The organism is Campylobacter hyointestinalis subsp. hyointestinalis, from assembly GCF_013372145.1.
Taxonomy (GTDB): domain Bacteria; phylum Campylobacterota; class Campylobacteria; order Campylobacterales; family Campylobacteraceae; genus Campylobacter; species Campylobacter hyointestinalis.
In genome coordinates, this window is sequence record NZ_CP053827.1 from 144,012 (window position 1) to 161,102 (window position 17,091).

A 17,091-nucleotide genomic window follows, 5' to 3' on the forward strand; every position below is an offset into this window, starting at 1 on the left:
CTTTTTAATATATAAAAACATTAAAAAGTTTTTTAGATTAAAAACTTCATAATACGAATAATTATTTATTCAACTTTTATGGAGAGTTTGATCCTGGCTCAGAGTGAACGCTGGCGGCGTGCCTAATACATGCAAGTCGAACGGAGTATTAAGAGAGCTTGCTCTTTTAATACTTAGTGGCGCACGGGTGAGTAATGTATAGTTAATCTGCCCTACACTGGAGGACAACAGTTAGAAATGACTGCTAATACTCCATACTCCTTCTTAACATAAGTTAAGTTGGGAAAGTTTTTTCGGTGTAGGATGAGACTATATTGTATCAGCTAGTTGGTAAGGTAATGGCTTACCAAGGCTATGACGCATAACTGGTCTGAGAGGATGATCAGTCACACTGGAACTGAGACACGGTCCAGACTCCTACGGGAGGCAGCAGTAGGGAATATTGCTCAATGGGGGAAACCCTGAAGCAGCAACGCCGCGTGGAGGATGACACTTTTCGGAGCGTAAACTCCTTTTGTTGGGGAAGAACCATGACGGTACCCAACGAATAAGCACCGGCTAACTCCGTGCCAGCAGCCGCGGTAATACGGAGGGTGCAAGCGTTACTCGGAATCACTGGGCGTAAAGGACGCGTAGGCGGATTATCAAGTCTTTTGTGAAATCTAACAGCTCAACTGTTAAACTGCTTGAGAAACTGATAATCTAGAGTGAGGGAGAGGCAGATGGAATTGGTGGTGTAGGGGTAAAATCCGTAGAGATCACCAGGAATACCCATTGCGAAGGCGATCTGCTGGAACTCAACTGACGCTAATGCGTGAAAGCGTGGGGAGCAAACAGGATTAGATACCCTGGTAGTCCACGCCCTAAACGATGTATACTAGTTGTTGCTGTGCTAGTCACGGCAGTAATGCACCTAACGGATTAAGTATACCGCCTGGGGAGTACGGTCGCAAGATTAAAACTCAAAGGAATAGACGGGGACCCGCACAAGCGGTGGAGCATGTGGTTTAATTCGAAGATACGCGAAGAACCTTACCTGGGCTTGATATCCTAATAACATCTTAGAGATAAGATAGTGCTTGTTTACAAGAAATTAGTGACAGGTGCTGCACGGCTGTCGTCAGCTCGTGTCGTGAGATGTTGGGTTAAGTCCCGCAACGAGCGCAACCCACGTATTTAGTTGCTAACAGTTCGGCTGAGCACTCTAAATAGACTGCCTTCGTAAGGAGGAGGAAGGTGTGGACGACGTCAAGTCATCATGGCCCTTATGCCCAGGGCGACACACGTGCTACAATGGCATATACAATGAGACGCAATATCGCGAGATGGAGCAAATCTATAAAATATGTCCCAGTTCGGATTGTTCTCTGCAACTCGAGAGCATGAAGCCGGAATCGCTAGTAATCGTAGATCAGCCATGCTACGGTGAATACGTTCCCGGGTCTTGTACTCACCGCCCGTCACACCATGGGAGTTGATTTCACTCGAAGTCGGAATGCTAAATTAGCTACCGCCCACAGTGGAATCAGCGACTGGGGTGAAGTCGTAACAAGGTAACCGTAGGAGAACCTGCGGTTGGATCACCTCCTTTCTAGAGTACAATACTAGTACGTCTCACAACTACTAGTAAAAGAAAGATACGATAGCTCAATCACGCTTGTTTAGGTTTGAGAGATTGACAAGTTTTACATTTTTATTCTATTATTAGGGCCTATAGCTCAGCTGGTTAGAGTGCACCCCTGATAAGGGTGAGGTCACAAGTTCAAGTCTTGTTAGGCCCACCAGATAAAATTTAATTTAAGAATTAAAAATTTAGTTCTTAAATTAGACTTTAGTCTAAAAGTTATTTAAAATATCATTGTTAAAGTCACAATCAAGTTTTAATAAAATAAAACAATTTTACAGGACTTGTTAAAGCTTTAAATAGAGACTACTTTAGCAAATAGTTAATTAAACAATCTGTTATCCCAATAACTAAACATATTAACTATTAAGTTTAACATCATAATCTATTAAGTTCTAAAACTTACTTAATGATGGTTAATGCTTTCCGTCTTATAAGTCAATATTTAAACATTGTAAATTTAATACCTATATTTTTATAAAAGATTTTCTTTTAGAAAGATTAGTTATTTATTTTTATCTTTAACAAGGAAGTGATGCAAATTAGAATAATAATCTAAACAAAAATATAAAATTCGTAACGATAATTTTTAATTAGTTTGATAGCAATCATAGGGTAACCCTACTTGTAGGGACTTTAGTTTGTTCAAACTTTTTTAAAGTTTGTCGTAAATCTGAGCTTTGCTCAGATGCGAACTAAAAAAGGTAAGCTACTAAGAGCAAATGGTGGATGCCTTGGCTAGTAGAGGCGATGAAAGACGTGCCAGGCTGCGATAAGTCTCGGGGAGCCGTCAAGGGGCTTTGATCCGGGAATTTCTGAATGGGGCAACCCAGTATATAGTGATATATACTACCGCAATGCGGAGCTAACGTTGGGAATTGAAACATCTTAGTACCAACAGGAAAAGAAATCAAAAGAGATTACGCTAGTAGCGGCGAGCGAACGCGTAAGAGGGCAAACCGTTAGTTTACTAACGGGGTTGTAGGACTGCAACATAGACTTGAACTAACTAATAGAATAACCTGGAAAGGTTGACCATAGAGGGTGATAGTCCCGTATATGAAAGTGCGTTCATACTTAGCAGTATCCTGAGTAGGGCGGGACACGTGAAATCCTGTCTGAAGCTGGGGAGACCACTCTCCAACCCTAAATACTACTACTAGACCGATAGTGCACAAGTACCGTGAGGGAAAGGTGAAAAGAACTGAGGTGATCAGAGTGAAATAGAACCTGAAACCATTTGCTTACAATCATTCAGAGCACGATTCTTTATGACGTGTGATGGACTGCCTTTTGCATAATGAGCCTGCGAGTTGTGGTGTCTGGCGAGGTTAAGGAAACCCGGAGCCGTAGCGAAAGCGAGTCTTAATAGGGCGTATAGTCAGATGCTGCAGACCCGAAACGATGTGATCTATCCATGAGCAGGTTGAAACTGGTGTAAGAGCCAGTGGAGGACCGAACAGACGGCCGTTGAAAAGGCTCCTGATGACTTGTGGATAGGGGTGAAAGGCCAATCAAACATCGTGATAGCTGGTTCTCTCCGAAATATATTTAGGTATAGCGTTGTGTAGTAACTTTGTGAGGTAGAGCACTGAATGGGCTAGGGCATACACCAATGTACCAAACCCTATCAAACTCCGAATGCGCAAAGTGTAATCACAGCAGTCAGGCGGCGAGTGATAAAATCCGTCGTCAAGAGGGGAACAACCCAGACTAACAGCTAAGGTCCCTAAATCTCATTTAAGTGGAAAACGATGTGGAGTTACTTAAACAACCAGGAGGTTGGCTTAGAAGCAGCCATCCTTTAAAGAAAGCGTAATAGCTCACTGGTCTAGTGATTCTGCGCGGAAAATATAACGGGGCTAAAATGAGTACCGAAGCTTTAGACTTAGTTTTTAACTAAGTGGTAGGAGAGCGTTCTATTCAGCGTTGAAGGTATACCGGTAAGGAGTGCTGGAGCGGATAGAAGTGAGCATGCAGGCATGAGTAGCGATAATCTAGGTGAGAATCCTAGACGCCGAAAACCCAAGGTTTCCTACGCGATGCTCGTCATCGTAGGGTTAGTCGGGTCCTAAGCAAAGTCCGAAAGGGGTATGCGATGGAAAATTGGTTAATATTCCAATACCAATTATTATGTGCGATGGAAGGACGCTTAAAGTTAGTGGAGCTAGCGGATGGAAGTGCTAGTCTAAGGGTGTAGGTTGAGTTATAGGCAAATCCGTAACTCTTTATCCGAGACCTAAAAGGCTCATGACGCTCTTCGGAGTAGATTGAGAATCCATGATACTATCGAGCCAAGAAAAGTTTCTAAGTTTAGTAATAATTGCCCGTACCGTAAACCGACACAGGTGGGTGGGATGAGTATTCTAAGGCGCGTGGAAGAACTCTCTTTAAGGAACTCTGCAAAATAGCACCGTATCTTCGGTATAAGGTGTGCCTAACTTTGTATTAAGATTTACTCCCAAAGCAAAGAAGGTTACAACAAAGAGTCCCTCCCGACTGTTTACCATAAACACAGCACTCTGCTAACTCGTAAGAGGATGTATAGGGTGTGACGCCTGCCCGGTGCTCGAAGGTTAATTGATGATGTTAGCTATGCGAAGCATTTGATCGAAGCCCGAGTAAACGGCGGCCGTAACTATAACGGTCCTAAGGTAGCGAAATTCCTTGTCGGTTAAATACCGACCTGCATGAATGGCGTAACGAGATGGGAGCTGTCTCAAAGAGGGATCCAGTGAAATTGTAGTGGAGGTGAAAATTCCTCCTACCCGCGGCAAGACGGAAAGACCCCGTGGACCTTTACTACAGCTTGACACTGCTACTTGGATAAAGATGCGCAGGATAGGTGGGAGGCTTTGATCCATAGACCCTGGTTTATGGTGAGCCATTGTTGAGATACCACTCTTCTTTATTCGGGTAGCTAACTAGCCTAAGTTATCCTTAGGTAGGACAATGTCTGGTGGGTAGTTTGACTGGGGCGGTCGCCTCCCAAAATGTAACGGAGGCTTACAAAGGTTGGCTCAGAACGGTTGGAAATCGTTCGTAGAGTATAAAGGCATAAGCCAGCTTAACTGCGAGACATACACGTCAAGCAGAGACGAAAGTCGGTCTTAGTGATCCGGTGGTTCTGTGTGGAAGGGCCATCGCTCAAAGGATAAAAGGTACCCCGGGGATAACAGGCTGATCTCCCCCAAGAGCTCACATCGACGGGGAGGTTTGGCACCTCGATGTCGGCTCATCGCATCCTGGGGCTGGAGCAGGTCCCAAGGGTATGGCTGTTCGCCATTTAAAGCGGTACGCGAGCTGGGTTCAGAACGTCGTGAGACAGTTCGGTCCCTATCTGCCGTGGGCGTAAGAAGATTGAGGAGAGTTGACCCTAGTACGAGAGGACCGGGTCGAACTGGCCACTGGTGTACCAGTTGTTCTGCCAAGAGCATCGCTGGGTAGCTAAGCCGGGATGTGATAAGAGCTGAAAGCATCTAAGCTCGAAGCCAACTCCAAGATGAATCTTCTTTTAAGAGCTCTAGTAGACTACTAGTTTGATAGGCTGGGTGTGTAATGGATGAAAGTCCTTTAGCTGACCAGTACTAATAGCTCGTTTGCTTATCTTTATATAAGCATCACTTCCTTGTTAAGGATATAAATACCTTACAAAGAACATGTTTTACTGCAATTAAAACCAAAAAGACTTTAACGATAAATAACACAACAGTGTTAAATAAGAGAATAGTTAAACTATTTTTATTCTTTTATTTAACACTGCCCGTGGCTATACAGATGAGGAAACGCCTTGCTCCATCTCGAACCAAGAAGCTAAGCTCATCATGGCCGATGATACTCTCCCTTACTGGGATGTGGAAAAGTAGGTCGCTGCGGGCTTTGTGTTTATGTTTTAACTCTTATTTCATTTAAATCAATTCCCACATAGCTAATTAATATTAATTAAACTTATTATTAAAAGTTTTATTTACATATCTAAGCTACTAAATTTATATCACTTTTTTTAAAGTATCTTTACTTATTTTATCTTTTATAATATTGTGTGCAATAAATAACTATTATAGTCTTAGTAAAACAAATACTGTAGATAATTGAATAAACATAGCTTAGATAAACTGTTCTATAGATATCTGCTATAAAACAAACTAACTCCATAAATAATACGTAAAATATGCAAATTTATATACTTTTTTAGCTTATTATAAATCAAACAGCTAGATTATAATTTAGCTGTAAATGCAATGGTATTAATCATTAGATTGATTTATACCTATTAATACTGCTTTCAAGCGTTAAAGTAGATAAATATTATGTATACTTGTTTATGACTTTAAACTAAAAAACTCTCGTATCTATCATTTATAAATTTATGCTTATAAATGATTATTCTTAGCTTAGATCAAGGCTCTATATCGCAATATGAAAATAGATAAAAATACACCTGATAAATGTAAAACATTTACCCCACATCTAATAAAACCTATAAAGTAAGTACTAAGTATAAAAGCATCTTTAAATACTGTGTATAAATATCTTATGGTATTTATACATTACTATGTATCTAAATTTATAAATATATAAAACTCGTTACTATTAAATATTTCTAATAAAATAGTACCAATTTATAATTAATGTAATTCTTTTAAAAGTAGTTTCTTTGACTACTTTACTATAAAGATATCTTTATAATATTTAAGATTAAGTTAGTAAAACTTTTAATATTTTTATAAAGAGTTTTTAAATATTTGCGAATTCTTTTAAATTATTATAAATATTGCAAACCTTTTTAAATTATTATGGGTATTCTTTAAAACATAACAATTCTTCCAAATTATTATAAAGATTTAAAAATATTTATGGTTATTATAAATTATACTATTATAATTATTTTTAGGTTATTATGAGTATCTCAAAATCATAAATTTTTTATTCAAATAAATTTATTTTATAGTATGGTTTGAATTTAAAAAAAGAGTGGTAAAAAAGTATATTTATATAATAAATACAGAGTTTTTCATTCTAGTATATATGCTTATTGCAAAAAGCTTATTTTAAGCAGTTTTACTAGATAAATGATAATTATTTGCAAAAATAGTATTAAAAAAATATATTTTAAAATTTAATTTAAAAATATTTTCAAACTCTTTTTATATGCATTTTATGTTTTTTGGATAGAATTACGCCAAATAAATTTAGGGTTTAAAATGAGCAAATTGATAATCGTAGAATCCCCGGCAAAAGCAAAAACTATAAAGAATTTTTTAGGCGACGGGTATAAAGTCATAGCTAGCAAAGGCCACATAAGAGACCTTCCAAAGTCGAGTTTTGGTATCAAAATAGAAGATGATAAATTCTCTCCAGAGTATAGGGTTAGCAGCGACCACTCCGCAATAGTCAAAGAGATAAAAGAGCTTGCTAAAAATGCAGATACAATCTATCTTGCGACTGATGAAGATAGAGAAGGTGAGGCGATCGCGTACCATATCGCTATGGCGATCGGAAAGAAGCCTGAGTCGATGCCGCGTATCGTTTTTCACGAGATAACTAAATCAGCCATACAAAGTGCGCTTAAAAGCCCAAGAACGCTTGATATGAACAGCGTAAATGCTCAGCAAGCAAGGCGGCTTTTAGATAGGATAGTTGGCTACAAGTTAAGTCCGCTTTTAAACGCAAAAATTCAGCGCGGTCTTAGTGCAGGACGCGTCCAAAGCTCAGCGCTTAAAATCCTAGTCGATCGTGAGCGTGAGATTAGAGAATTTAAACCTATTGAGTATTTTAGCATTGATACTAAATTTAAAAAAGACATTGAAGCTGAACTTATACAATTTGAAAATCAAAAGATAGAAAAACTTACTATTACAAACTCTGAGCGTGCAAATTTTATAGTAGAGCGTCTTAAATTTGAAGAATTTAGTGTAGATAATATCGAAAGCAAAGAGAGAAAAACTAGCCCACAACCGCCATTTATGACTTCTACTTTGCAACAAAGCGCGTCAAATCGTTTGGGCTTTAGTCCTAAAAAGACTATGATGCTAGCACAAACTTTGTACGAAGGCGTGCAGACAAATAACGGATTTATGGGAGCTATCACATATATGAGAACAGATAGCTTAAATTTAGCCAAAGAAGCAGTTGAGTCTGCAAGAAAGCTCATAAAGAGCGAATTTGGAGATAAATACTTACCCTCAAAAGCTCAAATTTACGCTACTAAAAGCAAAGGAGCGCAAGAAGCTCATGAGGCTATTCGCCCTACAAATTTGAGCTTTACTCCAGAGATTGCGGCTAATTTTTTGGAAAAAGATCTGCTAAAACTTTATACTCTCATTTATAATAGATTTTTATCGTCTCAGATGAGTCCTAGTGTATCTGTGCTTCAAAGCGTATTTGTTAAAAGTGCAAGTGCAGTGTATAAAATATCTGGTAGAAAAGTCATATTTGATGGATTTTATAAAGTTTATGGCGATCTTGATAAAGATAAGATCCTACCAAATTTAAATGTTGCAGATAGGCTAGAACTGCAAAATATAAAATCACAAAGTCATTTTACCGAGCCACCTACTAGATATAGCGAAGCTGGTCTTGTAAAAAAACTAGAGAGCTTAGGTATAGGCAGACCGTCTACTTATGCACCGACTATTTCGCTTTTAACTAGTCGTGATTACGTAAAAATAGAAAAAAAACAGCTCATTCCAAATGAGATCGCATTTAGCATAACCGAGGTTTTAGAACATCATTTTAACGATATCGTAGATAGTGAATTTACGTCTAAAATGGAAGAAAAACTTGATGATATAGCTGAAAATAAAGCTGATTGGCAAGAAGTATTGTCCGGTTTTTATCATCCTTTTATGCAAAAGATAAATGATGGAAAAACAAATATAAAAAGCCAAAAAGTAGCTGAGCCTATAGGTGAAAAATGCCCTGATTGCGGTGGAGAACTAGTCAAAAGAAAAGGTAGATTTGGCGAGTTTATAGCTTGTTTGAATTTTCCAAAATGTAAATACAGTAGGAATTTAAACGGAGTTGATAAATTTGAGAAAAAAGAACCTGCTAAGATCGGTATAAAATGCCCTGATTGCGGTGGTGAATTAGTCGAGAGATTTGGTAAAAAAGGTAAATTTTATGGCTGTTCAAACTATCCAAAATGTAATTTTATAAGCAAATACAAACCGACTGGAGAAAACTGTCCGAACTGCGGTAAGCCTATGGTCTTAAAAGAGCTAAAAAAGGGTAATTTCAAAGAGTGTCCCCAGTGTAAATTTAAAAAAGAGGTGACAAATGACGAATAAAGTAGTAATGTTGTGCGCAATATGTAACGTTAGTAGCGGAAACTGCGCCGAAGACTGTGCATACTGTACCCAAAGCGCTCACATAAAAGCCGATATAAACAAATTTAAGCAAAAAAGTATAGAGCAAATTTTAATAGAAGCAAAAATGGCTAGAGCAAATGAAGCTCTTGGCTTTTGTCTTGTAACTAGCGGACGAAGCCTAGATGATAAAAAGCTAGACTTTATATGCGAGGTGGCTAGAGTTTTGCAAAAAGAGGTACCAGAGCTTTTACTTATAGCTTGTAATGGAAGCGCAAGTTACGAGAGTCTAAAAGAGCTAAAAAAAGCTGGAGTTTTTAGCTATAATCATAATCTTGAAACTAGCCGCGAGTTTTTTCCCAAGATCTGCTCTACTCATAGCTGGGATGAGAGATTTCAGACAAATTTAGACGCCAAAAGAGCTGGACTTGAGCTTTGCTGTGGTGGAATTTATGGTCTTGGAGAGAGCAATGAAGATAGGATAAGTTTTAGAAACTCGCTTAAAGAGCTAAACCCTTTTACAAGTCCGGTAAATTTCTTTATACCAAATCCAGCACTTAAGATCAAAGAGCCAAAACTTAGCCCAGATGAAGCTCTTGGCATACTAAATGATACCGCCAAAGCCCTACCCGATACTCGCATAATGGTAGCTGGAGGAAGAGAAGTCGTACTTGGAGATAGACAGTACGAGATCTTAGAAAACGGAGCTAGCGCTATTGTTGTGGGCGATTATCTTACTACTAGTGGCGAGATTGCTAGTAAAGACATAGCAGAGTTAAAAAAACGAGGCTTCGAGTTTGCATCACAGTGCCACTAACGAACTCTCTATTTTGCTGGTTTTGGCGTTTATAATCTTTATATCGCCATATTTTTCGAAAATTTCTAAAATACCTATCGCTCCTATAGAGATCATCTTAGGAATTCTTTTTGGCTTTTTTGGTTTTATCCCGCAAAGCGAACTGTTTCGAATAGTAGCAGAGGTGGGATTTTTTTATCTAATGTTTTTAGCAGGAACAGAGATAGACTTAAAATCATTTTTTAAAATCGAAAAAAGTGTTATAAAGCTAGTTCTTTCTTATATGGCTATCCTTTATATCTTAGCAGGACTTCTTAGTATATTGATATCTCCAGCATTTTTGGTCGTAATAGTAGTACCGCTTATGTCTGTTGGGATTTTATCTACTCTTTTTAAAGAATACGGTAAAAATGAGCCTTGGTTAAATTTGGCTATGATAACTGGGAGTATAGGCGAAGTCATAAGCATAGTTATCATAACTATGGTTGGCGCTTACGTGGAGTTTGGGGATAACGCACAGTTTTATAACAGCATATATTATTTTATCCTTTTTATGGTGCTTTGTGTGCTTGGATTTAAGGGGCTCGAAGTACTTTTTTGGTGGTATCCAAATTTAAAAGTACTACTTATGCCTCATTATGATAAAGATGAAAAAGACATAAGACTTTCTATGGCACTTTTCTTTGCGACTGTTGCTGTGATGATCTATCTAAATTTAGAAATAGCCTTTGGGGCATTCATCGCAGGTAGCTTTATAGCGACGTTTTTTGACCATAAAAAAGATCTTCCTCATAAGCTCAGTAGCTTTGGTTTTGGTTTTTTAGTGCCTACGTTTTTTGTTTATATAGGCTCAACTGTGGATTTAAAATCTGTGTTTATGCCCGGTGTTCTAAGCAACGCATTTTTGATGCTTGTATTTATGACTGTTATAAGAGTGGCTTCTAGTGTGATATTTTTAAAACGTTTGGGAAGCCTTGACTCTTTACTTTTTGGACTTTCTTTATCTATGCCGCTCACTCTTCTTATCGCTACTGCAACGATAGCGTATAATGCTGGAAATATCAGCCAAGAGCTGTATTTTTCATTTATTTTGGCAAGTTTATTTGAGGCGATAGTAGCTTTGACAATGATAAAATTTATATTCTTTCTTAAAAGTAGGCTTAAAGGATAACTTTAGTGTGTGATAATGAGCTTCTTTAAATAAAATTTGGATAGAATTAAACAAAAATTCAAGTTAAAGGATTGAAATGAGCAATACCGTAACACTTACTGATAATAGAAATGGCAAGAGTTATGAGTTTCCTATATTAGATGGAACAAAAGGACCTAGCGTTATTGATATATCTACGCTTTATAAAGATACTGGTATGTTTACGTTTGATAGGGGCTATACTAGCACTGCTATGTGTAGATCAGCTATCACGTTTATAGATGGTGAAAAAGGCGAACTTATGCACCGCGGATATGATATAGCGTGGTTGGCGGAAAATAAACTATATCTTGATGTCGTATATCTTTTACTAAATAAACATCTACCTAGCAAGGATGAATTAGAAGCATTTAGACGTGAACTAAAAGAAAGAAGCTTTTTAAATGAAAAAATGCTGAAACTTTTTGATTGTTTCCCTGACAAGGCTCATCCAATGGCAGTTCTTCAAGCGAGCGTTGCTACTATGAGTGCTTATTATAAAAGAGATATGAACTTTGATGATATGAAAGATTATATGGAACTTGCAAAACGCTTGATAGCTAAAATTCCTACTTTTATAGCGTTTCATTATCGTTATACTCGCGGCTTTCCTGTGATTTATCCGGATTTAGATCGTGGATTTACAGAGAATTTCTTATATATGCTAAGAGCATTCCCACACAATAAAGTCGATCTAAAACCTATCGAAGTCAAGGCTTTTGATACTGTTTTGATGTTGCACGCTGACCACGAGCAAAACGCTTCTACTACTACTGTTAGGACTGTCGGTTCGACTCACGCTCATCCGTATTCTTGCATAAGTGCTGGTATAGGTGCACTTTGGGGACACGCTCATGGTGGTGCAAATGAGGGCGTTATAAGACAGCTTGAAATGATAGGAACTCCAGATAGAGTTGATGAGTTTATCAAAAGAGCAAAAGATCATAACGACCCATTCCGTTTAATGGGATTTGGGCATAGGGTTTATAAAAACTTTGATCCACGCGCTAAAGTACTAAAAGGACTAAGAGATAAACTTATAAATGAGATCGGCATAGACAATAATCTTATAAAAGTTGCAAGCAGGATAGAAGAGATAGCGTTAAATGATGAGTATTTTGTATCAAGAAATTTATATCCAAATGTTGATTTCCATAGTGGGCTTATCTTAAAAGCGTTAAAAATTCCAAATGAGATGTTCGCGGCTATCTTCGTTATGGGTAGAGTTCCTGGCTGGTTGAGCCAATGGATGGAGCTAAAATCCCAAGATAGCATAAAAATAGTTCGTCCAAGACAACTTTACGTTGGACCTACTTGCCCTCCTAAAGCTTAATGAAAGAGCTTATGGGTATCGCACTTCTAGCTGCTAAGGCGGCTGGAGATGCGATTTTAAAGCATTATGACAACTACGACTTAACTTTTAAAAACGATAGATCGCCTCTTACTAGTGCTGATCTTGCTGCAAACGACGCTATCTTTTCATATTTAGAAAAAACAGGCATAGATATCTGCTCTGAAGAGCGAATTTTAGAGTATGAAAAAAGAGATGAGAGTTCGAAATTTTGGCTTATAGATCCACTTGATGGTACAAAAGAGTTTATAAGTAAAAATGGTGAATTTTGCGTTTGTATAGCTCTTATAGAATTTGGAAGACCAGTCTTAGGCGTGATATATATACCTTTTAGCAACGAGATGTTTTATAGCTCTGGTAACTCTAAAGTCTATAAAAACGGCTTTCTAATCGGTGAAAGTTTGATACAAAGTAACTCTTTGATATCTGGAAGTCATAGTTATTCGCAAAATACACAGGCATTTGCCGATAGGTTTAAATTTGATATTGTAAAATGCGGTTCTGCTATGAAATTTTGTCGTTTAGTAGAGGGCAAGGCTAGCATTTATCCAAGATTTTGTAACTCATCTATCTGGGATATTGCAGCAGGCGATTTTTTACTTTCTCAAAGCGGTGGCAAAGTCGTCTCTCTAAAAAACCATAAAGAGCTCAGATATGATAACGAAAATCTTAAAAATGATTATTTTTTGGCAGTAAATAAAAACCTTGTACCAAATTTAAATTCCTATCTTAAATTTATCCAAAATATCCATAGCTAAGGTCTTTTTAAATTTAGACTCATTTTGATTTTAAATTCAAACCCCAAACTATTTATGTTTCCATTTTGTTTCTAAGTGTAGTTAAAATTGCACTACAAATCAAAGGAGACGATATGTTAAAAAAAGCAATTTGTACGGTTTTGGTTGGTACTTTAGGACTAAGCGCAGCCGATAAACTAATGGGTCAAGGTGCTACTTTTCCACTTCCTATCTACAAAGAGTGGAGCAAACTTTACTATAAAACTACAAAAAACGAAGTAACTTATAACGGTGGTGGAAGCGGTAAAGGCATAAGTGCGATAACAGATAGAAACGGCGACTTTGGCGGAAGCGATTCACCGCTTAAAACAGATGAGCTAAAAGAAAAAGGTTTATTACAGTTCCCAGCTATCATCGGTAGCGTTGTTTTGGCTTATAATATAGAAGGCATAAAAGACGGCGAACTCAAGCTATCAAGCGCCGCTGTTGCTGGTATATTTTCAGGCGAGATAACAAAATGGAACGACAAGATCATAGCAAAAGACAATCCAAATTTAAAACTTCCAAATGAAACGATAACACCTGTTGTTAGAAGCGATTCTAGTGGAACGACTTTTAATTTTACTAGTTATCTTTCAAAAGCAAATGAAAGCTGGGCAACAAAATACGGTGCTAATAAAACTATAAATTGGGGCGCTAAAGTCGTACCGGCAAATGGCAATCCGCTTGTTGCGAGCTCTATAAAGCAAATTCCGTATTCTATAGGCTACATCGAGTATGCTTATAAGCTTTCAACTGGACTAAACGCAGCTACTTTGCAAACTAAAGACGGCGACTGGGTCAAAGCTACTCCTGCAAATTTTGCAAAAGCAGCAGCGAATTCAAACTTTAGTATAAAAGAAAACTTTTATGATATTTTGGCGTATTCTGCTGGAAAAGGTAGTTATCCTATCGTAGCGGCTACGTTTATTTTACTACCTAATGATAATGGTGAAAACAATAAAAAGGTAGTTAAATTTTTTGAGTGGGCATTTAGTGATGAGAGTGCCAAAGCTGCTGCGAAAAAACTCGGCTATGAGCCGCTTCCAGATGAAACTGTGGCTATGATAAAAGAGTACTGGAAGATTAACCAAATAAAAGAATAAATATGAAAAAGATAGCTATAAAAGACAGAGTCGTTGAAGCCATGTTCTCTAGCGGTGCAAAAGCATCTGTGATTATAGTGATGATTTTGCTAGTCGCACTATTTTTGGCTCTCCTTTATAAGGCGATACCTGCTATGAAGGAGTTTGGATTTGGGTTTATATTTAGCCTAAAATGGGACGTAAATACAAATGAATTTGGCGGACTTGCTAGTATTTACGGAAGCGTGATTTCAACTTTTATAGCTATGATTTTAGCCACTCCGGTGGCCATAGGCACGGCTATATTTCTTACACAGATCGCACCTCATAAGATCAGAAGCTTTTTTGGTGTGAGCATAGAGTTATTAGCGGCGATTCCTAGTATCGTCTATGGGATGTGGGGATTTATATACTTTGTTCCGCTTGTTCGGGTGATTTTTGGAGGAAGCGGATTTGGACTTCTTACTGGTGGGCTAGTTTTAGGCGTGATGATTTTGCCTTTTATAGCCTCTGTTTCAAGAGACGCTATGAACACGACTCCAGAGATTTTAAAGGAGTCGGCTTACGCTTTAGGCGCTACTAAATTTGATGTGATAAAGCATGTGATATTTCCGTATGCAAAGCTAGGAATCATAGGCTCTATCATACTTGCTCTAGGTAGGGCTTTTGGTGAGACTATGGCAGCTATCTATCTTTTGGGTGCGATCCAAAAGATACCAGATAATTTAGCTAGCCCAGCAACTTCCATACCGGTGACTTTAGCATCTCAGTTTGGTGAGGCAATGGGAAATGAGCTTTATGAAAGTAGTCTTTTTTATCTAGCATTGATACTGTTTTTGATCAGTTTTGCAAGCATTGCTTTGGCTAAATTTGTATTTTTGAAAAGAGGCAAGAGATGAGATCTGTAAATTACATAGCTAAAAGAGTTTTAGTAGATAAGCTCATCTGCTATCTTAGCACGGCTTTTGCGATTTTTGGACTTATATTTTTATTTTGGATTATTCTTACTGTTATCTATAAGGGTTTTTCTGGTTTTAGCTTGACTTTATTTACCATTCCTACATCATTTGGCGGACTTGCAAATGCTCTTTTAGGACAGCTTGAGCTAGTTATTATAGCATCGCTTGTTGGAGTGCCTTTTGGTATTATGGCAGGAGTTTATCTAAGCGAATATGGGTTAAATAAAAATATATCAAATTTAATAAGAAATATCAGTGATATCATGATGAGTACCCCAAGTATAGTTATAGGTGCTTTTGCTTACGCTATTTTGGTTAGGCCTTTAAACTCATATAGCGGCTGGGCAGGAAGTTTTGCGCTTGCTATTATGATGATACCTGTTGTATTAAAAACTACTGATGATATGCTTAGTCTTGTGCCAAAAGCATTAAGAGAGGCTAGTTTTGCACTTGGTGCTTCAAAATACAAATGTATCACGAGCGTGGTTTTTAGAGCTGCAAAAAACGGACTTTTAACCGGAGTGATTTTATCTGTCGCAAGAGTCGCTGGTGAGACTGCTCCGCTGCTTTTTACAAGTTCAAATAGTGACTTTTTCAATTTTAATATGAATGAAGCCATTCCTTCTCTTAGCGTTAGCATATTTGATTTTAGTTCTATGCCTGATGAAAATTTAAATGCAGTCGCGTGGGCTGGAGCTTTGATACTAGCTATTTTTGTTTTAGGCGTCAATATTTTAGGACGCATTTTAATACGTAAATAAAGGAATAAAATGAGTAAAAATTTGGCTATAGATATAAAAGATTTTTCATTTTGGTATGCAAAATCGAGCAAACCAAGTCTAAATAATATAAATTTGCCAGTTGTCAAAAACAAAGTTACGGCTCTGATAGGACCTAGTGGATGTGGAAAATCCACACTTTTACGCTCTATTAACCGCATACACGATCTTTATCCAGGAAATACTTATGAGGGTAAGATAATGTTTGAGGGCAAAAATATACTTGATCCAAAGATAGATCTTATAGATCTTAGGATTAAAGTCGGTATGATATTTCAGCAGCCAACTGCTTTTCCTATGAGCATAAAAGACAATGTAGCTTATGGGCTAAAACTAAGTGGCGTAAAAGATAAAAAACTACTAGCAAAAAAAGTCGAAGAGTCTCTAAGAGGTGCAAATATTTGGGATGAGGTAAAAGATAGGCTGGGCGATGACGCCACTTCTCTAAGCGGAGGTCAAAGACAAAGGCTTTGTATAGCAAGAGCTATAGCAGTAAGTCCGGAAGTTTTGCTTTTTGATGAGCCTACAAGTGCGCTTGATCCGATATCTACTATAGCCATAGAAGAGTTAATACATAGTTTAAAAGATAGGTACACAGTTGTTATAGTCACCCACAATATGGCTCAAGCCACTAGAGTTAGTGATTATACCGCATTTATGTATCTAGGTGATATGATAGAATACGGCGAAACTGAGCAAATTTTTAATGCTCCAAAAGAGCAACTTTTAAAAGAGTATGTCGGTGGCAAATTTGGTTAATATCCCATCAAATACGCAAAAAGAGCTAATAGAAAAGTTCAAACAGCTAAAGCCTTTGGAGGTTTGGCTCTTTGGCAGTTATGCAAAAGGAAACCCAACAGCATCTAGCGATATGGATCTATTTTTGGTTAAAAAGAAACTAAAGCCAAATTTTAGCGATGAGTTAGTAAGGCTTAGAGGTGAGCTTAGAGAATTTGAAAAAAAACATAACATCGAGATAGATCTTTTTGTCGATACGAAATCAAATATCAAGCAAAAACTAAGAAATAATGATGAATTTTATAGTTCTGTCTTTAGAAACGCTCAAAAAATTTATACGAAAAATAAAAAATGCTATGTCTGGCTAAATAGAATGAATAAATTTGATAGTTTAATTTTTAATTCTATAAAATGGCTCATTTTAATAGAGAAAAACTATCCGATTTAATTTATATAAAATTAAATTTATGCTAAAATCATAACTTTT

Annotated in this window: 10 protein-coding genes, 1 tRNA gene and 3 rRNA genes; all 14 read left to right on the forward strand. The window is 37.4% G+C overall.

From position 1 onward, the window contains the following. The first annotated feature begins 75 nt into the window (after positions 1 to 75). The 14 genes from CHHT_RS00780 to CHHT_RS00845 all read left to right on the forward strand — a co-directional run bounded on the left by CHHT_RS00780 (position 76) and on the right by CHHT_RS00845 (position 17,052). A 16S ribosomal RNA gene (locus CHHT_RS00780) occupies positions 76 to 1,591 on the forward strand. Between the two features lie 116 nt (positions 1,592 to 1,707). Then, positions 1,708 to 1,784 (forward strand) — tRNA-Ile (locus CHHT_RS00785). A 542-nt stretch (positions 1,785 to 2,326) separates the two neighbouring features. Beyond that, positions 2,327 to 5,235, forward strand: a 23S ribosomal RNA gene (locus tag CHHT_RS00790). A 150-nt stretch (positions 5,236 to 5,385) separates the two neighbouring features. Then, positions 5,386 to 5,503 (forward strand): 5S ribosomal RNA (gene rrf, locus CHHT_RS00795). Together the 16S, 23S and 5S rRNA genes with 1 tRNA gene alongside form the textbook arrangement of a ribosomal RNA operon. Before the next feature lie 1,325 nt (positions 5,504 to 6,828). After that, positions 6,829 to 8,913: a type I DNA topoisomerase gene (topA, locus tag CHHT_RS00800; protein ID WP_034963909.1), complete on the forward strand. Its 2,085-nt coding sequence runs from the start codon at positions 6,829 to 6,831 to the stop codon at positions 8,911 to 8,913. Then, positions 8,903 to 9,748, forward strand: coding sequence for a biotin synthase (locus tag CHHT_RS00805; protein ID WP_064019593.1), 846 nt, complete (start codon positions 8,903 to 8,905; stop codon positions 9,746 to 9,748). The genes topA and CHHT_RS00805 overlap by 11 nt, the downstream gene beginning before the upstream one ends. After that, positions 9,729 to 10,898, forward strand: a complete 1,170-nt coding sequence (locus tag CHHT_RS00810; RefSeq protein WP_034963907.1) for a cation:proton antiporter — start codon at positions 9,729 to 9,731, stop codon at positions 10,896 to 10,898. Before CHHT_RS00805 ends, CHHT_RS00810 begins: the two co-directional genes overlap by 20 nt. A gap of 76 nt (positions 10,899 to 10,974) precedes the next feature. Next, positions 10,975 to 12,249, forward strand: a complete 1,275-nt coding sequence (locus CHHT_RS00815; RefSeq protein WP_034963906.1) for a citrate synthase — start codon at positions 10,975 to 10,977, stop codon at positions 12,247 to 12,249. Further along, positions 12,249 to 13,025: a 3'(2'),5'-bisphosphate nucleotidase CysQ family protein gene (locus tag CHHT_RS00820; protein WP_034963904.1), complete on the forward strand. Its 777-nt coding sequence runs from the start codon at positions 12,249 to 12,251 to the stop codon at positions 13,023 to 13,025. Before CHHT_RS00815 ends, CHHT_RS00820 begins: the two co-directional genes overlap by 1 nt. 113 nt (positions 13,026 to 13,138) lie before the next feature. Further along, positions 13,139 to 14,149, forward strand: a complete 1,011-nt coding sequence (pstS, locus tag CHHT_RS00825) for a phosphate ABC transporter substrate-binding protein PstS (protein ID WP_034963903.1) — start codon at positions 13,139 to 13,141, stop codon at positions 14,147 to 14,149. Between the two features lie 2 nt (positions 14,150 to 14,151). Continuing rightward, positions 14,152 to 15,027 carry a phosphate ABC transporter permease subunit PstC gene (gene pstC / locus CHHT_RS00830; RefSeq protein ID WP_034963901.1) on the forward strand — a complete coding sequence of 292 codons (876 nt, stop codon included), beginning with the start codon at positions 14,152 to 14,154 and terminating at the stop codon, positions 15,025 to 15,027. Further along, positions 15,024 to 15,848 (forward strand): phosphate ABC transporter permease PstA, encoded by an 825-nt coding sequence (gene pstA / locus CHHT_RS00835; RefSeq protein ID WP_034963899.1) that lies wholly within the window; start codon positions 15,024 to 15,026, stop codon positions 15,846 to 15,848. Before pstC ends, pstA begins: the two co-directional genes overlap by 4 nt. A 9-nt stretch (positions 15,849 to 15,857) precedes the next feature. Beyond that, positions 15,858 to 16,625 carry a phosphate ABC transporter ATP-binding protein PstB gene (gene pstB, locus CHHT_RS00840; protein WP_034963898.1) on the forward strand — a complete coding sequence of 256 codons (768 nt, stop codon included), beginning with the start codon at positions 15,858 to 15,860 and terminating at the stop codon, positions 16,623 to 16,625. Beyond that, the gene (locus CHHT_RS00845; RefSeq protein WP_051663809.1) at positions 16,609 to 17,052 is read left to right on the forward strand and encodes a nucleotidyltransferase domain-containing protein; all 444 of its coding nucleotides are present in this window, start codon (positions 16,609 to 16,611) and stop codon (positions 17,050 to 17,052) included. Before pstB ends, CHHT_RS00845 begins: the two co-directional genes overlap by 17 nt. Positions 17,053 to 17,091: the final 39 nt, after the last annotated feature.